At 66.8% G+C, this 20,927-nt stretch carries 20 protein-coding genes; 9 read left to right on the top strand and 11 right to left on the bottom strand.

The features are described 5' to 3' along the window. Window positions 1–43 precede the first annotated feature (43 nt). From LO55_RS00460 to LO55_RS00430, 7 genes are all read left to right on the top strand, one after another. The gene (locus tag LO55_RS00460; RefSeq protein ID WP_229410000.1) at window positions 44–724 is read left to right on the top strand and encodes a CoA pyrophosphatase; all 681 of its coding nucleotides are present in this window, start codon (window positions 44–46) and stop codon (window positions 722–724) included. Between the two features lie 90 nt (window positions 725–814). Continuing rightward, complete coding sequence (locus LO55_RS00455) at window positions 815–1,774, top strand: CobD/CbiB family protein (protein ID WP_071360013.1); 960 nt, start codon at window positions 815–817, stop codon at window positions 1,772–1,774. A gap of 131 nt (window positions 1,775–1,905) precedes the next feature. Beyond that, window positions 1,906–2,256, top strand: a complete 351-nt coding sequence (locus LO55_RS00450; RefSeq protein ID WP_071360012.1) for a DUF3579 domain-containing protein — start codon at window positions 1,906–1,908, stop codon at window positions 2,254–2,256. 96 nt (window positions 2,257–2,352) lie between these two features. Beyond that, on the top strand, window positions 2,353–2,802 hold the full coding sequence (locus tag LO55_RS00445; RefSeq protein ID WP_071360011.1) for a CBS domain-containing protein: 450 nt from the start codon (window positions 2,353–2,355) through the stop codon (window positions 2,800–2,802). A 118-nt stretch (window positions 2,803–2,920) separates the two neighbouring features. Continuing rightward, entirely contained in the window at window positions 2,921–5,716 is a 2,796-nt protein-coding gene (locus LO55_RS00440) for a M16 family metallopeptidase (RefSeq protein WP_229409999.1), read from the top strand. A 103-nt stretch (window positions 5,717–5,819) separates the two neighbouring features. Beyond that, entirely contained in the window at window positions 5,820–6,611 is a 792-nt protein-coding gene (locus tag LO55_RS00435) for an SDR family oxidoreductase (protein WP_071360010.1), read from the top strand. 181 nt (window positions 6,612–6,792) lie between these two features. Further along, window positions 6,793–7,473 carry a PEP-CTERM sorting domain-containing protein gene (locus LO55_RS00430; protein ID WP_071360009.1) on the top strand — a complete coding sequence of 227 codons (681 nt, stop codon included), beginning with the start codon at window positions 6,793–6,795 and terminating at the stop codon, window positions 7,471–7,473. Window positions 7,474–7,543: 70 nt separating this feature from the next. On the opposite strand, the gene LO55_RS00425 is transcribed toward LO55_RS00430, so the two are convergent. The 11 genes from LO55_RS00425 to LO55_RS00380 all read right to left on the bottom strand — a co-directional run bounded on the left by LO55_RS00425 (window position 7,544) and on the right by LO55_RS00380 (window position 18,569). Continuing rightward, window positions 7,544–8,152, bottom strand: a complete 609-nt coding sequence (locus tag LO55_RS00425) for a PH domain-containing protein (protein ID WP_071360008.1) — start codon at window positions 8,150–8,152, stop codon at window positions 7,544–7,546. A gap of 44 nt (window positions 8,153–8,196) precedes the next feature. Continuing rightward, window positions 8,197–8,955: a GntR family transcriptional regulator gene (locus tag LO55_RS00420; RefSeq protein WP_143054425.1), complete on the bottom strand. Its 759-nt coding sequence runs from the start codon at window positions 8,953–8,955 to the stop codon at window positions 8,197–8,199. A gap of 51 nt (window positions 8,956–9,006) precedes the next feature. Continuing rightward, window positions 9,007–9,366 carry a DUF2752 domain-containing protein gene (locus tag LO55_RS00415; protein ID WP_071360007.1) on the bottom strand — a complete coding sequence of 120 codons (360 nt, stop codon included), beginning with the start codon at window positions 9,364–9,366 and terminating at the stop codon, window positions 9,007–9,009. Next, window positions 9,363–9,530 (bottom strand): hypothetical protein, encoded by a 168-nt coding sequence (locus tag LO55_RS26600; protein ID WP_005668903.1) that lies wholly within the window; start codon window positions 9,528–9,530, stop codon window positions 9,363–9,365. The genes LO55_RS00415 and LO55_RS26600 overlap by 4 nt, the downstream gene beginning before the upstream one ends. Before the next feature lie 102 nt (window positions 9,531–9,632). After that, window positions 9,633–10,706, bottom strand: a complete 1,074-nt coding sequence (locus LO55_RS00410) for a flavodoxin family protein (protein WP_071360006.1) — start codon at window positions 10,704–10,706, stop codon at window positions 9,633–9,635. Window positions 10,707–10,888: 182 nt separating this feature from the next. After that, window positions 10,889–12,160 (bottom strand): tetratricopeptide repeat protein, encoded by a 1,272-nt coding sequence (locus LO55_RS00405; protein ID WP_071360005.1) that lies wholly within the window; start codon window positions 12,158–12,160, stop codon window positions 10,889–10,891. Between the two features lie 216 nt (window positions 12,161–12,376). Beyond that, entirely contained in the window at window positions 12,377–13,864 is a 1,488-nt protein-coding gene (gene nagZ / locus LO55_RS00400; protein ID WP_071360004.1) for a beta-N-acetylhexosaminidase, read from the bottom strand. A gap of 11 nt (window positions 13,865–13,875) precedes the next feature. Beyond that, complete coding sequence (locus tag LO55_RS00395) at window positions 13,876–14,886, bottom strand: SIS domain-containing protein (protein ID WP_071363635.1); 1,011 nt, start codon at window positions 14,884–14,886, stop codon at window positions 13,876–13,878. 41 nt (window positions 14,887–14,927) lie between these two features. Beyond that, complete coding sequence (gene nagA, locus LO55_RS00390; RefSeq protein ID WP_071360003.1) at window positions 14,928–16,025, bottom strand: N-acetylglucosamine-6-phosphate deacetylase; 1,098 nt, start codon at window positions 16,023–16,025, stop codon at window positions 14,928–14,930. Further along, a complete protein-coding gene (locus LO55_RS00385) occupies window positions 16,022–16,900 on the bottom strand; it encodes a glucosamine kinase nucleotide-binding domain-containing protein (protein WP_071360002.1) in 879 nt (292 codons plus the stop codon). The genes nagA and LO55_RS00385 overlap by 4 nt, the downstream gene beginning before the upstream one ends. A gap of 319 nt (window positions 16,901–17,219) precedes the next feature. After that, window positions 17,220–18,569, bottom strand: coding sequence for a GIN domain-containing protein (locus tag LO55_RS00380; protein ID WP_071360001.1), 1,350 nt, complete (start codon window positions 18,567–18,569; stop codon window positions 17,220–17,222). 200 nt (window positions 18,570–18,769) lie between these two features. Between LO55_RS00380 and LO55_RS00375 the strand changes: the two genes are divergently transcribed. Continuing rightward, a complete protein-coding gene (locus tag LO55_RS00375) occupies window positions 18,770–19,267 on the top strand; it encodes a hypothetical protein (protein WP_071360000.1) in 498 nt (165 codons plus the stop codon). Window positions 19,268–19,297: 30 nt separating this feature from the next. Then, window positions 19,298–20,926: an AAA family ATPase gene (locus LO55_RS00370; protein WP_071359999.1), complete on the top strand. Its 1,629-nt coding sequence runs from the start codon at window positions 19,298–19,300 to the stop codon at window positions 20,924–20,926. The last annotated feature ends 1 nt before the right edge of the window (window position 20,927 follow it).

The raw sequence follows: 20,927 nt of genomic DNA, 5'->3' as shown, positions 1-20,927 counted from the left end.
CGCAAGGATGCCTTTTTCTTTTCTGATGTCCAAGGATTCCATTGTGGCAAAATTCGTCTTCGATCCCACCCAGCTTCCGGTCACCAGCCTGGCCGGCGAAGCGCCTGTTCCGCCGGCGCGCCTGACCCCAGGCGGCTTGCGCGCACGCTTTGCGCAGACGCTGGCCTGGGATCCGGAGGCGTCGGACGAGGGCAGGGGCTTGCTGGCCGAAAAACTGCGCCGCGCCGCCGTGCTGGTGCCGCTGGTCGAGCGGCCCGGGGGCGTGACGGTGCTGCTCACGCGCCGCACCGACCACCTGTCCAGCCATGCCGGCCAGATCAGCTTTCCCGGCGGTCGCGCCGAAGAAGGCGATTCCTCGCCGATCGAGACCGCGTTGCGCGAGACCGAGGAAGAAATCGGCCTCCAGCGCCGCCATATCGAGATCATCGGCGTGTTGCCGGACTACGCCACGGTGAGCGCCTACCGCGTGACGCCGATCGTGGCCCTGGTCCAGCCGCCGTTCGACTTGCAACCCGATCCGGGCGAAGTGGCCGAAGCCTTCGAGGTGCCGCTCGCCTTCCTGATGGATGGCCTGAATCACCAGCGCCGCGTCATCGAATTGCCGCAGGGAGCCGGCCGGCGCGCCTTTTATACGATGCCGTACGAGCAATATTTCATCTGGGGCGCGACCGCCGCCATGCTGCGCAACCTGTTCCATTTCCTGCGCGCCAAGTCTCCTACTTAATTTTTCTTACAGGTCTCGATTTGATTCCGGCAGGCTTCTCCGCTATCGTAACGGGGCAGTCGTATTGCCATAACAAAAAAGGGTTCCTGAATGACATTCTTTTCCATCCTGTGCGCACTGCTCATCGAGCAATTGAAACCGCTGCGCGCCGATAACCAGGTGTATGGCGGCGTCAAGTCGCTCGCCGTGCGCATCGAGACCTGGTTCAATGCCGGCGAGCAAAAGAATGGGCGCATGGGCTGGATCCTGATGATGACCGCGCTGATGCTGCCGACCTGGCTCGTCTACTGGTTCTTCATGCACTACAACCTGGTATTCCTGGCCTTTGCCTGGAATGTCCTGATCGTCTACCTGACCCTCGGCTTCCGTCACTACAGCCATTACTTCACGTCGATCCAGTTCGCGCTTAACTCAGGCGATGAGCCGCGGGCGCGCGCCCTGCTGGCCGAATGGACGCGGCTGGACACCGTCGGGATGGACAGCACCGAGATCACCCGTATCGCGGTCGAAAAGGCCTTGATCACGACCCATCGCAACGTGTTCGGGGTGTTCTTCTGGTTCCTGATGCCGCTGGGGCCGGCGGGCGCCGTGATGTACCGCGTGTCCGAATACCTGTCGCGCGCCTGGAACGAGCCCGACCACATGCGCAACGAAGCCTTCGGCCAGTTCGCCGCCAAGGCCTTCTACTGGATCGACTGGGCGCCGGTGCGCCTGACGGCGGTGGCCTTTGCCGTGGTCGGTAATTTCGAGGATGCCGTCTATGCCTGGCGCAATTTCGCCAACCGCTGGGCCGACGAGGCGCGCGGCATCATCCTGTCGGCCGGCGGCGGCGCGATGGGTGTGCGCCTCGGCACGCCGAACGAAAATGCGCCACAATTGCTGCCAGCGGACGCCGCCACGGTGGACTTGAGTGAAAGCGACGTCGACGTGCTGCCGGGCGAGGAGCCGAACGTGCGCGCGCTGCAGAGCACGGTTGGACTGGTGTGGCGCGCCCTGATCTTGTGGATGATCCTGCTGCTGCTGACGTCGAGCGTGGCCTGGCTGCGCTGAGTGTGGCGCGCCGGGCCTCGTCCTCAAGTCTTCTATAAGATATAATACTGCCTGAGCCGAGCAAAGCCGTATTGCACCGAGCCGAATTTGCTCTCATCCATGCAGTATTTTCTGTCTGAGCCCGTAGGACTATGACCGACCAAGCGCCCCCCAAGGATGATGAACTGTCTGGCGAGTTTTTCATCCTGGGCATCACGAACAAAGGCAAGACGTTCCGCCCGAGCGACTGGGCCGAGCGCCTGTGCGGCGTCATGTCCTGCTATTGCCCCGGCGCCGGCGGCCCCAATGCCCACCTGAAGTTTTCCCCCTACGTTTACCCGACCGTGGTCAACGGCACCAAGGCCGTCGTGGTCAACCGCACCCTGCAAAAGATCGAACCGATGGCCTACCACTTCGTGGTCAATTTCGCCAAAGACAACGATATGCAGGTCGTCGATGCCTGTTTCGTGCCCTTGCCGGGCGAAAAGAAACCAGGCGCCTGACCGTCGCTGCAAGCCTGCCACCACTGGCGCTTTGATCGAAATCAAAGCGCCAGTTTTGTTTCGGCCTAGCCTCAAGCGAAAACGGGGGAGAGCACCATGCGCATCGGCGAAATCTGTACCACTGACACCATTTGCTGCACGCGCGACGAGACCGTGCAGGGCGCCGCCATGCTGATGCGGCGCCACCACGTCGGCGACCTGGTCGTGACCGATACCGACGGCGGCGGCAACGTCCCGCTCGGCATCCTGACCGACCGCGACATCGTGCTGGCCGTGATCGCCCCCGGCCTCGATCCGGCCAGCCTGCTGGCCGGCGACATCATGAGCGACGACCTGCTCACCGCCGACGAGTCCGACGACGTCTACGAAACCATCGAGCACATGCGCCTGCGCGGCATCCGCCGGGTGCCCGTGGTGGACGCCCAGGGCAACCTGAGCGGCATCGTCAGCGCCGACGACCTGCTCGAATTCCTGGCCGAAGAAATGAGCGAGCTGTCGCGCATCGGCTCGTGGCAGCAATCGCACGAGCGCCGCGTGCGTCAATAGCTGCCTATCGGCAAGTCTTGTCAACTGGGTGGCTGTATAGGCCACAGGAAACACGCCCGTCTGCTACCATCGTGCGGCAGGCGGGACGGCTGGCGTCCCGCCGAGTCAACGGGACACCATGGATTCGAGATTTCAGTTGCGCGGGATGGCCGCGCATGTAGCAGCGGGCTGCCTGGCCCTGGTCATGATCGCGCCGGCAAGCGCCGCCGCCCCTGCAACCCCGGCCGCCGGCAAGTCCGCCGCCGGCGCAGCGCTCCCCAAGGGCGTGACCCTCGGCCCCTCGGTCGAAGGCATCACCGAATACCGCCTGGCGAACGGCTTGAAAGTGCTGTTGTTCCCGGACGCCTCGCGCCCCACCGTGACCGTGAACGTCACTTACCTGGTCGGTTCGCGCCACGAGAACTATGGCGAGACCGGCATGGCCCACCTGCTCGAGCACCTGCTGTTCAAGGGCGCGAAGAACAACCGCGACATCACCAAACAATTCTCCGAGCGCGGCATGCAGTTCAACGGCACCACCTCGCTCGACCGCACCAATTACTACGAGGTGTTCCAGGCCTCCCAGGAAAACCTGGACTGGGCCTTGCAGATGGAGGCCGACCGCATGGTCAATTCCTTCGTTTCAAGCAAGGATCTCGCGTCCGAGATGACCGTGGTGCGCAACGAGTACGAAGCCGGCGAGAACGAGCCCGGCAACGTGCTGTTCAAGCGCATGCAGAGCGTCGCCTATGACTGGCACAGCTATGGCCGCTCGACCATCGGCAACCGCAGCGATATCGAGAACGTGCGCATCGAGAACCTGCAGAATTTCTATCGCACCTATTACCAGCCCGACAATGCGGTGCTGCTGGTGGCCGGCCAGTTCGACCAGCGCGCAACTTTAGCGAAGATCAACCGCCTGTTCGGCGCGATCCCGAAACCGAAGCGCAGCCTGCCGGCCTTCTGGACGGTCGAGCCGACCCAGGACGGCGAGCGCAGCTTCGCCGTGCGGCGCCAGGGCGATATGCAGTTCGTGGCCGTCGGCTACAAGATTCCGTCCGACCTGCATCCCGAAGCCGAGGCGCTCGGCTTCGCCTCCGAGATAATGGGCGACGCGCCGAACGGGCGCCTGCACAAGCTGCTGGTCGAGACCGGCAAGGCCAGCCAGGTGTTCAGCTTCGGCCAGACCGGCTACGCGCCGGGCCTGCAATTCTTCGGCGCCGTGGTCAAGCTGGGCGAGCCGATCCAACCGGTGCGCGAGGCGCTGGTCCAGGCGGTCGAGGAACTCGCCAGCAAGCCGCCCACCGCCGAGGAGCTGGAACGGGTGCGCCGCTCCTGGCTGAACACGATCGAACGCAGCCTGAACAATCCACAGGCGGTGGGCGTGGCCCTGTCCGAACCGATCGCCCTGGGCGACTGGCGCATGTATTTCGTGGGCCGCGAGCGCGTGCAGAAGATGACGGCCGAACAGGTCGCCGCCAGCGCCGGGCGCTATTACCTGCGCAGCAACCGCACGGTCGGCACCTTCATCCCCGAAGAAGCGTCGAAGCGCGCCGAACTGCCGCCGGCGCCCACGGTGCTTGATGCCATGAAGGACTTCAAGCCGGCCGTCTCGACCCTGGTGGCGGAGAATTTCGATCCGAGCCAGCAAAACATCATGAAGCGCACCACCTTGACGACCGCCGGCGGCGTCAAGCTGGCCCTGCTGCCGAAAAAGAACCGCGGCGAGACCGTGACGGTCGACCTGCGCCAGCACTTCGGCGACGAGAAAAGCCTGTTCGGCAAGGGCACGACCCAGGCCCTGACGAACCTGATGCTGACGCGCGGCACCACCCGCTACACGCGCGCCGAACTGGCCGACGCCTTCGACAAGCTCAAGATCGCCGGCGGTCCAACCCATTTCCAGACCACACGCGAACACCTGCCTGAAGCGCTCAAGCTCATGGCCCACGTGCTCAAGGAGCCGGCTTTCCCTGAATCCGAATTCGAGCAATTGCGCCAGCAACTCGTGGTCGGCATCGAAGCGGGCCGCAACGAGCCCCAAAGCGCCGCCGTGCGCGCGCTCAGCCAGCATTTCAACCGCTATCCGCGCGGCGACATCCGTTACTCGCCGAGCCTGGAAGAACAGCTCGACGACGCCAGGGCGGCGCGACTCGAGGACGTCAAGGCCTTCCACGCGCAGTTCTATGGCGCCAATCCGGCCGAGATGGCCATCGTGGGCGACTTCGATCCGAAGGAGATCACGCCGCTGGTCAATACCCTGTTCGGCGCCTGGCGCGCACCGCAACCGCACGCGCCGGTGCTGGTCGCGCATGCCGAGGTGGCCCCGGTGGCGCGCACCCTGAACACCCCGGACAAGGAAAACGGCTTTTATATCGCACGCCTGAACCTGGACCTGAACATCGACGATGCGGACTATCCGGCCTTGACCTTGGCCAACTACATCTTCGGCGACGGCGGCCTCAAGTCGCGCCTGATGGACCGCATCCGCCAGCGCGATGGCCTGTCGTATGGCGGCGGCTCGGACGTGTCGCCGGGCACCCTGGACCGCGCCGGCAGCTTCACGATCAACGCGATCGCGGCGCCGCAGAACCTGGCCAGGCTCGACGCCGCCGTGCGCGCGGAACTGGCGCGCGCGCTCAAGGATGGCTTCACTGCCGAGGAGCTGCTAGGGGCCAAGTCGGGCCTGATGCAGCAGCGCCTGCAATCGCGCTCGAACGATGGGGCGCTGGCATCCGGCTGGACCTCGTTCCTGTATCGCGGCAAGACCTTCGAGGCATCGGCCGAGCTCGAACGCAAGATGCAGGCGGTGACTTTGCCTCAGCTGAATGCGGCATTCCGCAAGGCGATTGATCCGGGTAAGCTATCGGTATTCATGGCGGGCGACCAGGCCAAGGCGGGCGGCGTGGCGACACCGTCAGTTACTATGCCGTAACTACAACAGTTTCCTGACAAAAACTCTCTGGATTGTGACAATGCACGAAGCCATGCGTTAAAATGTTTCTTTTCAGAAGCAAAAGTTTCATCCAGGGAGCATCATGAAGGCCATCAGCAAGCAGCAGCCGGCGAGCGGTTTCTCGTTCACGGGCAAGGTCGTTTTGGTCACCGGGGCCGCCAGTGGCATCGGTCGCGCCATCGCCCTGGCGTTCGGCCGCGCCGGCGCCTGTGTCGTGGTGGCCGACGTTTCGATCGACGGTGGACACGCCACCGCGGCGATGATCGTCGAAAACGGCGGCAAGGCGCTGTTCGTGCAAAGCAACGTCACCCGCGCCGGCGACGTCGAAGCCCTGGTCGACAAGACCATCAATTACTACGGCCGTCTCGACTTTGCGATCAACAATGCCGCGGTCGAGGAAGAGCGCCAGCCGCTGGCCGAGGCCGACGACGAGCAGTTCGACCGCATCATGAACGTCAACGTCAAGGGCGTCTGGCTGTGCATGAAATACCAGTTGCGCCAGATGCTCAAGCAGGGACACGGCGCGATCGTCAACATGGCCGGCATCGCCGGCCTGGTCGGCAGCCCGAACCATGCGATCTATGGCGCCAGCAAGCACGCGGTGGTCGGCCTGACCAGGAGCGCCGCCGCCGAATATGCGCGCGAGGGTATCCGCGTCAATGTGCTGTGCCCGGCCGCGGTCAAGACGCCGATGCTGGCGCGCGCCTTCGAGCGCGATCCGGCGATCGAGAAGAAGCTCAAGGCGGCGCATCCGATGGGGCGTTTCGCCGAGGCGGGCGAGGTGGCGCAGGCCGCCCTGTGGCTGTGCTCGGACATGGCGTCGTATGTCAACGGACATGAGATGGTCGTCGATGGCGGATTCACCGCGGTCTGAGCCGACGCACGGGCGCAGGCCACATGATGATGTCGGGAAATTTTACACAGGCGGTTTGTTTAGATCGGTTAAAAACGGTAAGTCATTGATTGAAATCAAGGATTTCATCAAGGCACGAATTATGCTTAATAGATGGTCGATGCTGTATGTACGCAGTGCCCACCCAACTAGTGAGACTAATTTGAAAAAGACCTTCGCCGCACTGGCACTTGCCGCCGTCCTGCTTCCCGTCGCAGGCGCCCAAGCCGCCGTGATCAGCTTCAACAACAGTATCGGGATCACCGAAACCGATTGGTCCGAGTCACTGCGTTTCAGCAAGTTCAACACGCAGCTCGGCACGCTCAATTCGATCAAGTTCGACCTGAGCGGCCTGGTCAGCGGCGCCGGTTTCGCCGAGAACCGGGGCAGCAGCGCGGCGAAAGTCACCCTGACACTGGGCTCGACCATCGAGCTGACCCGCCCGGACGGCAGCACGCTGGTCGTGGCCAATCCCGTGTTCGACCAGCTCTACAGCCTCGGCCGCTATGACCGGCTCCTCGATTTCGCTGGCACCTCCGGCGTCCACACTGGTACGGTCGAGGCAAGCAGCGCCGAATCGTTCCTGAGTAGCAGCGCCAGCGATCTCGCCCTGTTCTCGGGGAAAGGTTTCATCGAACTCGGCCTGAGCGCGCTGGGAACCTCGTTTGCGAAAGGTCCCGGCAACGTGACCACCGGCTTCGACACCTTCGCATCCGGCGCTGTACAGGTCACCTATGACTATACGCCGTTTGCCGAAGTCCCGGAGCCGGCCAGCCTGGCGACGATTCTTGCCGGCCTGAGCCTGATGGGCGCCGTGCGTCGCCGCGCGCGCAACAAGGCCTGATACCGAACGCCGCCGGCCGGAACCGCCATGCCGACCACCGTCGGCATGGCGGTTTTTCATTGGGCGGCGCTCAGTTGTGGATGTATTTGGCGAACACGTCGCTGAAGTCGCGCTTGGTGTGCGTCTCGAGCATGGCCGTGTTCAGCGCCTCCAGCAACTCGCCATACTGGCTGACCAGGCCGCCGGCACCCGGCGCGATGTTCAGCTTGTGCACCGAAGCCGTGGCGTCCAGCGTGCGCAGCGCATTGTCGCGGCACACGGCGTCGCGCCGTTGCTGCTTGCCGATGGTGATCAAGGCTTTATAGATGTCCTTCAGCTGTTCGATATATGTCTTCTTGACGTCGATCGAAAACTTCGTGGTGTCCAGGTTGAACTTGAGCTCGATGTCCATGTCCAGCGTGCCGGCGGTTTCGATGCTGACGTCGGTGATGAGGTTCGACGCATACTCGTAGCGCTTGATCGCGCGCTTCGACGACACGGCCGAGTCGCCGTCGACATGGATCAGCGCCAGGTTCGTGAAGCAATACTCGTCCTTCTTGCTCTTGATAAGGAAGAAGATCTGCTCACCGTCCTCGGTGAACAGGTAGTCGTCGGCGTCGACCTTGCTGTAGTCTTCTGGTCCCACGATGACACCGATATCGCTCAGCCCCAGTGCTTCCGCCGCCATTCTCTTGAACATGATCGTCCTCGCGTGGTGAAAACGACCAGATTACCACTAGTTCATTAGGCTGCGGTCAGCTCGGCAACAAAGTCATACGTATCTCCGCGAAAATACGAGCGGCAGAACTCCACCGCGCGCCCGTCGCGCAGGAACCCCAGGCGCTCCACGCACAGGCCGGCGTCGCCCTCGCGCGCATCGAGCAGGCGCGCCTGTTCAACCCCCAGCAGCAGGGCGGACAGGCGCTGCAGCGCGCGCACCGGGCGGTTGCCGGTGGCCTCGAGCGCTTCGTACATCGAGTCGCCCACCGCGTCGAGCGAGGGCAGGGCGAAGGCGGCGATGGTCGCGTATTCCAGGCACATCGGCGCATCGTCGGCATAACGCAGGCGGTTGAAGCGGTACACCGGCGTGCCCGGCGAGAGCCGCAGGCGCAGCGCTTCCTCGGGCGTGACCAGGCCTTCCGAACGCTTGAGCCAGCTGCTCCGCGGCACCCGTCCGCGCGCCCGCATGTCTTCCGAGAACGAACTCAGCTTGGCAAAATTCTTTTCGATGCGCATGTTGAGAAAATTGCCGGAGCCGGCGCGCCGCACCAGCAAGCCGTCGTCGACCAGGCTGTCGATCGCCTTGCGCACCGTGATGCGCGAGATCCCCAGCTCCAGCGCCAGCTGGCGCTCGGCGGGCAGGGCGCTCGAAGGTCCATACACGCCGTTGTCGATCGCCTGGCGCAGCGCGCGCTGCAGTTGCTGGTAGAGCGGCAGCTTGCCGGCGCCGGCGGCGAGGCTGGCCTTGGCGGCGTCGTGCATCAGTTGGACGAGGGGATTCATTCGGCGGGCATGGAGATGGGACCGCCCATCATACCGCAGGCCGCCCGGCGATCAAGGCAAGGGGTGCACGATGTTCACCAGGATGGACAGCCCGACGAACCAGGCCGCGGCAAGGATTTCGTGGCGCCGCGTTGCCAGGCGCACCCCGGTCACGGCCCAGGCAATCAGGGCGCAGGCGACCAGCGGCGTCAGGAAATTGGCGTCGAGCGCCTTGCCCAGTTCGCCATGCACGAGCTGGTGCATTCCCTCGGTCATGCCGCTGAATGCATTCTTGATGCCGAGATGGCGTTCGAGGGGGCCGGGCGACAGGCCGAGCAGTGCTTCGGCGCGCACCAGCGGATTGGCCGGCAGCCAGACCAGGGCGGCGCTCGCCAGCAGCAGGCCCAGGCGCCCGCTGACCGTCCCGATCATGCGATACGCGGCTTGCGGACGATGAGGTAGATCGGCACCGCGACGATGCAGATCAGGAAGGAAAACAGGCCCCAGCCGATACCGCTCATGCCGCGCGCCTTTGCATCCTTGCCGATCAGTACGCCGATGATCGCTGCGATGATGAGTCCGCCAACTGCTTCCATCTGATGATCCCCAGTAGTGTGTTTCCATAATTCTACTGAGAATCAACTGTGTAAAACTCGCCAATAGTCACGGCCACGGCCGGGGCGCCCGGCCCTGCGCCATCATTTCGGGCGCGGATCCTTCAATGGCTGGCTGACCACGGCGACCCGGCCCGCCCGCACTTCGCGCACGGCGGTGGCTACCGCGCGCGCCACGTTGCGCGTCTCTTCCTGCACCGCGGTGTCCTTGTCGAAAGTCTCGTGGCTGTCGGCATACGATTCGTAATAGCCGATGTAGCGGTCGAGCTGGCCGAAGCTGCCCGAGTTGATCAGGCCCATCCACTCGAGCCAGTCCGACAGCGAACGCCGCGTGCCCTCGATGCCGGCCACGTCGCCGTGCACCACCAGGCCGAAGGCGCGGCCGGCCAGGTGTTTCGGATAATCCCAGCCGTCGCGCTCGATCTGCTTGGCTTCCTCGGCCTTCTTGCCGTGGGTGGACGACGGGTCGGGATTGCCGCCGTCGGCGCACACCAGGCGGTCGATCATCAGTTTCAGCACCGCCGGAGTCTGGTACCAGTAGACCGGGGTGATGATGATGACGCCATGGGCCAGCACCCAGCGCTCGTAGATCTCGTTCATCCAGTCGTTTACCTGGCGCTCGGCGTGGTTCGGGTAGCAGCTGCACGGCCAGTGGCACAGCGGCATCGCGGTCGACACGCAGCCCTTGCACGGGTGGATGTGGCGGTCGTAGTCGGAATTGAGCAGGGAGAGGTCGAGCACGTCGGCCTCGAAGCCCTGTTCCATCAACACGTCCTTGGCCATCTGCGTCATGCGCCAGCTCTTCGAGATTTCGCCGGGACAGGTGCCGTCGTTGCGGGCCGAGGCGTTGATGAGCAGGACGCGGTTGCGCGAGTCGGGATTCTTCTGGTGCCGCTCGGCGCCGAGCAGGCGGTCGCGCGCCTCTTTCCACTCGACCGACAGGTCGTAGCCGGGATCATGGAAGCCGGGGCCGGCCTTGACCGTGTGCGGGGCCTTGCGGCCTTCCTGGTACGCATCCCAGGCCACGTCCTCGATCGCCGCCAGTTCGCGGTCGAGCGCTTCGTAGCCGGGGTCCTGGAACGCCTTGCGAAAGCGCAGGTGGAATTCGTCGCGTCCCAGCTTGGCGGGCGCCTGGCCCTTGCGTACCGTCGTCGTCATGCTGCCTCCGATGCAAATAAGGCAATTATCGGACGGGCTCGGGCGGCCTTAATGTACGGGCGCGCACCTTGGGCCGGTAAAACCGCCAGCCGGCAGCGGGTCAGGATGACCCGCGCATACGAAAAAAGCGGGCCGGGCAGCGAGCCCGGCCCGCTTTCGCGGGTCCGTCGTGGGACGAAGGATTATTTCTGGTTCAGGTGAACGATCCAGTATTTGGCCAGGTCGCCCGCGCCGCCGCCGCCCTTGACGGTCTGGAAGGTCTGGATGGCTTCGGCTTTCTTGCCTGCCAGCGCCTGCGCCATGCCCAGGCGCAGCTTGGCTTCTTCAGGGTTCTTCAGGCCGCCCTTGGCGATGCCTTGCTGGATGAAGCCGACACCCTTGTCGCCCTGGTCCATGGTGGCGTAAGCCCAGCCCAGGTTGACCAGGCCGGCGCCGGTCTTGGCCTTGGCGGCCGAGGCTTCGCCGGCGGCGATGCTCTTGGCGTCGTCGGCCGCGCCCTTGGTCGCCTTGTCGCGCAGGGCCGCGTGGGCCTTGGCGTTCGAGCCCTGGCCCAGCACGCCGGCGGCGTAGCCGGCGTCCATGGCTTTCTTGGCTTCGCTCGGGAAGCCGTCGCGCAGCGCCAGTTCGGCCAGGTCGACGTATTCTTCCGGCGCCATCTTCTTGACGGTGGCCGCTTCCAGGCGGTACACGTTGATCATATTGGTCTGCGCATCGAAGCCGGACTTGCGCGCCACGCCGCGGTTCAGGACGTCGGTCCAGAAGTCGTCGTTCGGGTAGTGGGCGACCAGTTTTTCCAGCGCCGTCAGGTAGCCCGCGTCGTCCTTGACCTTGTTGGCCGACGAGGCCAGCAGGCGCAGGTCTTCCTCGCTCGGCTTCTGGCCGGCTTTCTCGGTCGCTTCGATCGCCGGCAGCAGGGCTGCCTTGGCGCTGGCGAAGTCGCCGCCCAGGTAATGGGCGCGGATCAGGGAAGGCGTGACTTTTTCAGGGGTCGCGCTTTCTTTCTGGTAGCGCTTGAACCACTCGATCGCCTTCGTGTAGTCCTTGGCGTTGTAGTGCATATTGCCCAGGGCCAGGATGAAGTCGGCCTGTTCCTGGCCTTGCAGGCGGCCGGAATTGATCACGGCTTCGAGCGCCGGCATGGCGATCGCGTTGTTGTTGGTCGCCGAGCCCAGCGACAGCTTCATGCGGTTGACGACGTAGTCTTCGTACGGGGTGCGGTTCGGGAAGGCTTCGGCCTGCTGCACGCGGTTCTGCACTTCGGCGTAATTCTTTGCATCCATCAGCGGCTTGATCGCGGCCGGGTCGAGCAGCTTGAACAGCTCTGGGCGGACGGTGTCCGCCGGCGCGGCGGCGGCCGGCTTCTCTTGCGCGTGGACGGCGGTGGTCAGGGCCGGAGCGGAGAGGCCGACGGCGGCCAGCATCAGGCAGAGGCGGGCAAGACGGAGTTGGGACATTGTGTATCCTTCTATCTAGACAAAAATTCGACGAAACGCGCTTTCGCTACGCGTTTTCTGCACGCATTTTTACAACTATAGCAAAAATGCCAATCTCGGACAAAACGTGCATTGTCCCATAAATCAGCCATTTTCTGGCCGGGCAATTGTGCCGCAGAGCTGGCGCACGCGCACAGCGTCGTTACATCGCGTTACCTCGTCGGTACCTTCCGGATCTCAGCCGCGCTCGAAGCCCGGCACCGGGCAGACGCCCCGCGCATCGATCTCGCCGGCCAGCCAGGCCACGGCCGCGTCAAGGGCGGGCGGGGCGAAGCCATAGCTCATCAGGGCAGGAGATGGAAAGTCCAGCGCCTGGTAGGGGTTCCACAGGGCCAGGTGCAGGTCGGGGCGCCAGCCGGCGCGCGCGGCCGGGCCATAGCGGCGGCGCGAGGTCGAGGCCAGGATCGTGAAGCGCCCGTCCTGGGGGAGACGCGACCAGTCGAAGCTTTCGCTGTCGGCGAAGGTGACGAGTTCGACGTCGTACAGGGTCCCCAGCGCCTCGGCGATGCGGGCCGCCGGCACGCCGGCTTCCGAGATGCCGTCGCTGACCACGTCGGCGCGCGCGACCAGGCGCACGCGGCTGCCGCGCGCGGGACGTTGCGGGTGGCCGAGTGCGGTCAGGCCGGCGCGCCAGGCGCGCGCCATCAGCGCGCGGTCGTCCTGCTCGCGGGCGTAACTTGCCGGGCCAGCCGGGTGCGTGGCCGCCAGCTTCGCCAGGCGCGCCAGTTTCGCCTCGACCTCAGGCAGCGGCAGCAGGCCGTCGCGGATCGCCTGGGCGATCGCATGTACGGTCTCCACCTGCGTCTCGCGCGCGCCGATCGCCATCACCATGTCGGCGCCCGCCACCAGCGCGTTGACGGCAGCCTCGCCGGCGCCGTAGCGGTGGGCGATCGCATGCATGTCCATGCCGTCGGTGATGATCACGCCGCCGTAGCCGAATTCCTCGCGCAGCACGCCGGTGAGGATGGCGCGCGACATCGTGGCCGGATTGACCGGGTCCAGGGCGGGGTAGACGATGTGGGCCGTCATCATGGCGGGAGCATGTGGAGCGGCCAGGCGAAACGGCGCGAACTCGAAGCGTTCCAGTTCCGCGCGCGGTTTGTCCACGCGCGGCAGGTCGCGGTGCGAATCGACGTGGGTGTCGCCGTGGCCGGGGAAGTGCTTGACGCAGCAGGCCACGCCTTCGCTCTCGCTGCCTTCCATCCAGGCCAGGGCGATGCGCGTGGCCTGCTCTGGATCGGCGCCGAACGAGCGCTCGGCGATGACGGGGTTGTGCGGGTTGTTGTTCAGGTCCAGTACCGGCGCGAAGTTCCAGTTGAAGCCGAGCGCGCGCACCGCGCGCGCCACCGCCGCGCCGACCTCGCGCGCCAGCTGCGGATCGTTGGCGGCGCCCAGCGCCATCGCGCTCGGCGGCGCCGGCACCCAGGTCGAGCGCACCACGGCGCCGCCTTCCTGGTCGAGGGCGACCAGGGCGCGCGCACCCATGGCGTCGACCAGGGCGCCGGTGAAGCGGGTCAGTTGAACGGCGTCCACCATGTTCTGGCGGAACAGGCACACGCCGCCGATCTTGTGGCTGCGCAGGAAGGCGTCGGTGTCGGCATCGAGCTCGGTGCCGAACAGGCGCACCATCATCAATTGGCCGGCGAGGTCGAGATAATCGGTCATAGGGAAGGGCGTCAGTTGGTCTTGGTGACCTTGCTCAGGTGGCGCGGCTGGTCCGGATTCATGCCGCGCGCGGCGGCCAGCTTCGCCGCCATCGTATAAAAGGCCTGCACGGCCGCGATCGGGTCGAGGTCGGGGATGGCGGCGGTGGGCAAGGTCAGGTCGCGGCTGGCGACGTCGGCGGGCGCGGCCAGCAGCACGCGCGCGCCGCGCCCGCGCATCTCGTCGGCCAGGGCCACCAGGCCGGCCTGGGTCGGGCCGCGGGTGGCGTAGACCAGCAGCGGGTAGCCTTCCTCGATCAGCGCCATCGGGCCGTGCTTGATCTCGGCGCCCGAGAACGCCTCGGCCTGCAGCGCCGAGGTTTCCTTGAACTTGAGCGAGGATTCGAGCGCCAGCGGGAAGCTGATGCCGCGGCCCACCACCATGATGTTGCGGGCCGGCGCCAGCACCTCGATCGCGGCCGACCAGTCCACTTCGGTGGCGGCGCGCAGCGCGTCCGGCAGGGCGTCGATGCCGTCCTTGAGCTCCTTGCTGTCCTGCCAGTCGGCGACCAGGCGCGCGCCGGCCACCAGGCTGGCGATGAAGCTCTTGGTCGCGGCCACGCTCTTTTCCGGGCCGGCATGCAGCGGCATGGTCCATTCGGCGGCGTCGGCGAGCGGCGACGCGGGGTCGTTGACCAGGGCCACGGTGGTGGCGCCGCCGTCGCGGAAGTAGCGGATCGGCTCGACCACGTCCGGGCTCTGGCCCGATTGCGAGATCGCCACCGCCAGCGTGTCGCGCGCGACGATCGGCGATTTGTACAGGGTGATGAGCGACATCGGCAGCGAGGTCACCAGGCGGCCCATGCGCGCCATGATCAGGTAGGCCAGGTAGCTGGACGCGTGGTCCGAACTGCCGCGCGCCACCGTCACCGCGCTGTGCAGCTGCGTGGCGCGCAGCTTCGCCCCCAGCTCCGCGTAGCGCTCCACGTCCTGGGTCAGCTGGTGGGCGATGCAGTCGGCGGCCGACAAGGCCTCCTGTAGCATGAGCGACGGGGGTTGGGCGACTGCGGAAGCGGCGGCGGTGGTCACAGGACTTCTCCTTCGATATGGACGGCTTTGATGTTCAGGTCGCGGTCGAGGACCACGAAGTCGGCATGGCAGCCCGGCGCCAGGCGGCCGCGCAGGGTTTCGCCGAGGTAGTCGGCGGCGTTGAGGGAGACGCGGCGGCTGGCGTCTTCGATCGACAGCCCGATCTTGACCAGGTTGCGCAGCGCCTGGTCCATGGTGAGCGTGCTGCCGGCCAGGGTGCCGTCGGCCAGGCGCACGCCGCCCATGCATTTATGGACCACCTGGCGGCCCAGCATGTATTCGCCGTCGGGCATGCCGGCGGCGGCGGTCGAATCGGTCACGCAGAACAGCTTGGGGATGCAGCGCAGCGCGGTCCTGATCGCGCCCGGATGCACGTGCAGCAGGTCGGGGATGATCTCGGCATACTCGGCATGCGCCAGCGCCGCGCCGACCATGCCGGGATCGCGGTGGTGCAGGCCGGGCATGGCGTTGAACAGGTGGGTGAAGCCCGCCGCGCCGTGTGCGAGGGCGGCCACGCCCACATCGTAGTCGCCGTTGGTGTGGCCGACCTGGACCCGGATGCCGGCGTCGGCCAGTTGCCGGACGAGGTCCATGTGGCCGTCGATCTCGGGCGCCACCGTGATCAGCTTCATCGGCGCCTGGGCGTCGAAGCGCTTCACTTCATCGAGGCTGGCTTCGCGCGCGAACGGCGGCTGGGCGCCCAGCTTGCCCGAATTGATGTACGGGCCTTCCAGGTGCACGCCCAGGATGCGCGCTTCTCCCTTGCCGCGCGCGGCGCAGGCGCGGCCGATGGCGGAAAGGGCGCGGTCGATGTCCTCGATCGGCGCGGTCATGGTGGTGGCCAGCAGGCTGGTGGTGCCGTGCTTCGCGTGCAGCGCCGCGATCACGTGCGGGGCGTCGCCGCCTTCCATCATGTCGCGTCCGGCGCCGCCGTGCACGTGCACGTCGATGAAGCCCGGCAGGATGTAGTCGTCGCCGTTGGCGCCCGGATCGGCCGGGCTGCCGTCGATGGCGTCGACGTGCGCGCCGTAGCGCAGGGTGCCGTGGATCCAGCCGTCTGGAGTGAGGATATTGCCTTTGATGGTAGCGCTCATGCCTGGGAGTCCTTCAGGTGCAGTTCGATCATGCGCAGCGCGCCCAGGGCCGAATCGCCATGGGGCGGACTGCAGCGCGCCAGCATCTCGGCCGGCAGGTACAGGCGCAGGGTGTCGCCCAGGCCGCCGCACAGCGACAGCGGCAGGTCGCCCGAAGGATCGAGCGCATGCGCCATCCTGGCCACTTCGCGGCCCGCCTGCTCCAGGATGGCGCCGGCGACCGGGTCGAGCGCGCCATGGGTCACCACGAAGCGCGCCAGGCTCGCGTAATCGGTCTGGGTGGCCTTGCCGAGCCAGACCTGGATCGCGTCGCGCCGGCCGCCGCAGGCTTCGATGACGTCGCGCGCCAGCGCGCCGCCCTCGGCGCGGCCGTCGAGCACCTGCTGGACATGGGCGATCGCGCGCAAGCCCATCCAGGCGCCGCCGGCTTCGTCGCCGGAAGGAAAGCCCCAGCCGCCGACCTCGACCCGCGCGCCGTCCGCCCGCAGCGCTTCGCCCACGCTGCCGGTGCCGATCGCGACGATGGCGCCGGGGCGGCCGCCATGGGCGCCCATCAGGGTCGAGAAAGCGTCGGTGTCGAGCGTCAGCGCGGCGTAGCCCGGATTGGCGGCGCGAAAAGCGGCCGCCCATTCCTTGTTGTGCACGCCCGCCAGGCCCAGGCCGATGGCGCACGACTGGCGCGGAATCGCGTCGATGCCGATCGCGGCAAAGGCCCTGGCGGCGGCATCGTCGACCGCGCGCCAGGCATTGTCGATGCCGTGGACAAGACCGGAAGCGCCGCTGCGGCCGGTGGCCAGTTCGGCGCCGTCGCGCCCCGCCAGGCGCACGCGGGTATTGGTGCCGCCGCCGTCGACGCCGATGAGATAGTCGATCATGTGGTAGGTGGGAGAAATAGGGTCAGGGCACTATAGGCAGGCCCTATCTGGATGTCAACAGGTATTTAACTGGTATGCGCTGATGCAAGCCAAAAGCCAAGTATGGCCTGCCCTCATGCTGTCGAACGCTTTGGCGATGGTAGGCGAGATTGGTATCGTTATTGGTATTATCTGAGGCGGCGTGGACGGCGGAACCGCAGCAGCGGGCGCGGTCGCGGAAGTGGAAGGGACGGCGGAAGAAAGTAGCGCCGGGACCGTATCGCAGGCCCCGGCGCCAGGTCAGGACGGCGCGCCTCGGGGGGGCGCCGTTGTTGACGGTCTAGTTTGGCGCGTGGCTGCTGCCGCGCCGGTCGACGACCAGCAGCTGGCCGCTGGCGCCCGCCGACGCGCCGCCCGCGCGTTCGGCCACCTGCACCCGCGCCGTGCCGGGGCCGCTGACCGCGATGTCGGCGCGGCCGGCCCTGAGGCGGTTTCCGTCCAGGCCGCCGGAGCCGCTCAGGCGCGCATGGACCATCTCGACCTGGCCGCTGATGCGGGCGTCGCCCGGACCGCCCGAGGTCAGGAGCAGGCGCTTGCCCTGGATCTCCGACGTCAGGCCGCCCGAGCCGCGCAGTTCGGCCTCCAGCGTGTCCGAGACCCGGGCCAGTTCGATGCCGCCCGGGCCGCGCGCCTTGAGCGTGGCTTTCCCGACCGCGAGGCCGCCGGCGTCGATATTGCCCGAGCCCGACAGCTGCGCCTTGAACTCGCCCACCGTGCCGGCCAGCCGCGCGTCGCCCGGACCGTGCAGGCGCAGGGTGGCCGCCTGCGCCCGCAGGCCGAGCGCGGTCAGGTTGCCCGAGCCGCCGATCTCGGCGTCGAGCTGGGCGATGGCGCCGCCCAGGCAGACGTCGCCGGGACCGCTCTGCGATGTGCTGGCGCGGCCGGCGGCCAGGTCGCAGGCGTCGAACGAGCCCGAGCCGGTCACTTCGGCGCGCACCTCGCCGCTGGCGCCGCGCAGCACCATGTCGCCGGGACCGGACAGGCGCGCTTCCAGGCGCGCCAGGCGCAGGCCGTCCGCCTCGAGGTCGCCCGAGCCGCTGATGTTGGCCTGCAGGGAGCCGTCGATATTGGCCAGCCGCACGTCGCCGGGACCGGACATCGTCAGCGCCACATTGCTGGCCCGCAGCCGCTGCAGCTGGGCGTCGCCGCTGCCGTTCACGGTGAGCGCCAGGTCGCGCACCGCGCCGGACACTTCCAGGTCGCCCGGGCCATTGACGTCGAGCGCGAAACGCTCGCCGCTCACCTGGCTCAGCGTGGTGTCGCCGCTGCCCGACATGGACAGGCTTTTCAGCGCCGGCGCGCCGATGTGGATGACGACGGTCTCGCGCCGCTGGCCGAAGCCGAAGCTGAACAGCTTGCCCTCCTTGGGGCGCACCACCAGGGTGTCGCCGCGCACGAAGGTCTCGACCTCGTCCAGCTGCCGGCGTTCGCCGCGCAGGCTCAGGCCGGCCAGGCCCGTGGTGTCGATGGCGACCTCGTACGGGCCGCTCAGCTCGATGGCGCTGAAGGTGGCGACGCTGCGCTGTTCGGAGACCGCGCTGGCTGGTGTATCGGCCTGGCTGTTGTCGATCGATAGGAAGGCGGCGCCGAGGGCGGCGGCCAGCAGGGTGGTCTTCTGTACGATGTGCATATTGTTCCTGGCCAGGAGTCGATGGGAGCCTGAACGATACGCCGGCGGCGCGCGCGGGGCATGAGGAAACCGACGGAACGGTGGATTCGGGGGCTCGGCTGCGCCTGCAGGCGACGAACCGTGCGCCGTTTGCGACAATCCGCGGCACCCGCCACGGCGTGCAATGTCATAATGTCGAGATCGTCGAAAAAAGGATGTCCATGATTCGCCACCCAGGGCTGCAGGGCAAGACTCGCTCCATGCTGCGCGCCTTGCCGCTGCTGGCAGGGCTCGCTTGCTGCGGCGCCATGGCGGCGCCGTCGACCTTCGGTCCGGTGATCGGCAGCGCGTTGCTGTGCCGCAGCCAGCTCGACAATGCCTACTTCCACGCCTACCTGACCCAGGCCTTCGGCCCGGCCTACAAGCGCGAGGGCGGGGCGTACTGGTTCAAGACCGAGGCTTCGCTGTGGGGCGCCCAGGTGAGCGAGGTGATGGTCAGCGACGATACCAGCAACCTGGTGTTCGTGGCCGCCGTCGTCGACAGCACGCCCGAGGAATTCGAGAAGTCGGTGCGCGCCGGCGCCGGCGTCGCCTTCAAGCCGGTGGACGCCTCGCGCTACCCTTTGCGCAAGTCCAACCCGGGCAGCACGATCGCCTACGCCAGGGACAAAAGCAAAATATACTGCGCGAAGTTCAAGCCGCAGCCTCCGGGTCGCTAGCCACGCACGCAATATCGTACGGTCCAACGCATGTACAACCATTATTTCCAGCTGAAGCACGCCCCGTTCTCGATCGCGCCCGACCCGCGCTACCTGTTCATGAGCGAGCGGCACCGCGAGGCGCTGGCCCACCTGCTGTACGGCATCGGCAGCGGCGGCGGCTTCGTCCTGCTGACCGGCGAGATCGGCGCCGGCAAGACCACCGTGTGCCGCTGCTTCATCGAGCAGGTTCCCGATAACTGCCGCCTGGCCTATATCTTCAATCCGCGCCTGAACGCCGAAGAGCTGTTGCAGACGATTTGCGACGAGCTGCACATCGCGCTGCCGTCCGGGGTGAGCGGCGTCAAATCCTATGTCGATGCGATCAACCGCTATTTGCTCGAATCGCATGCCCAGGGCTTGAACAATGTGCTCGTGATCGACGAGGCCCAGAACCTGTCGAGCGAGGTGCTCGAGCAGTTGCGCCTGTTGACCAATCTCGAGACCAGCGAGCGCAAGCTGCTGCAGATCATCCTGATCGGCCAGCCCGAGCTGCGCACCATGCTGGCGCGCCCGGAGCTGGAGCAGCTGGCGCAGCGCGTGATCGCGCGCTACCACCTGGGGCCGCTGTCCGAGCAGGAAACCGGGGCCTATATCGCGCACCGGCTGGCGGTGTCCGGGGCGGCCGGGATGCCGTTCCCACCAGGGCTGACGCCTGTGGTGCACCGCCTGACGCATGGCGTGCCGCGCCGGATCAACCTGCTGTGCGACCGCGCGCTGCTGGGCGCCTATGTCGAGAACAGCCCGCACGTCACGCGCGCCATTTTGCTCAAGTCGGCCGAGGAAGTGTTTGCCGGTGAGCCGGCGTCACGCAAGCCGCGGCGCTGGCCGCTGCTGGCGGGCGGGGCGCTGGCTGGGGTGGCGATCAGCGCCGCGGCCTGGCAGATGCTGCCGCATCAGCAGCAGGCGCAGCCGGCCAGCGCACAGGCGGCGCCGGCCGTCGTGACACAGGTGGCGGCCAGGCCGTCGCCGGCGTCGATCCAGGCCGCGCCGGTGGCGGGCGCCGATTTTGCGGCCGGCAAGAGCGAGAACGATGCGCTGCGCGCGCTGGCGGCCCTGTGGGGGCCGTCGTTCGCCGGCATTGCCGGATCCAGCCCGAAGGCAACCTGCGAGGCGGCCCAGCGCGCCAACCTGCGCTGCCACCAGGGCCGTGGCGGCCTGTACGAACTGCGCCTGCTGGACCGTCCGGCCGTGGTCACCCTGCACGACGGCCCGCGCACCGGGTATGCGGTGCTGGTCGGGATGGACCAGGACAGCGTGCTGCTCGCGGTGGGCGGACGCCGCCAGCGGGTTACCATTCCCGCCTTCGTCGCGCGCTTCGGCGGCGAGTTCACGACCTTCTGGCGCATGCCGGGCGCGTTTCGCGACGTCGTGGGGCAGGGCGACCGTGGTCCCGACGTCGACTGGATCGCCCAGCGCCTGGCCGGCCTGAACAAGACGACCGCGCCGGCGCTCGACCAGCCTCTGGCGGCGCGTACCCAGGAATGGCTGCGCGCCTTCCAGGCGGCCCAGGACCTGAAGGCGGACGGCGTGGCCGGGCCGCGCACCTATATGCGCCTCAACCAGCTGTCCGGCGTGGCCGAGCCGCGCCTGATGGCCGGTCCGGTGACGGGAAACTGAT

The sequence above is a fragment of the Massilia timonae genome (assembly GCF_001866515.1).
GTDB classification, from domain to species: Bacteria; Pseudomonadota; Gammaproteobacteria; order Burkholderiales; family Burkholderiaceae_D; genus Telluria; species Telluria timonae.
The sequence above is the reverse complement of the archived record's forward strand: the minus strand, read 5'-3'. Positions and strand labels throughout refer to the sequence as shown.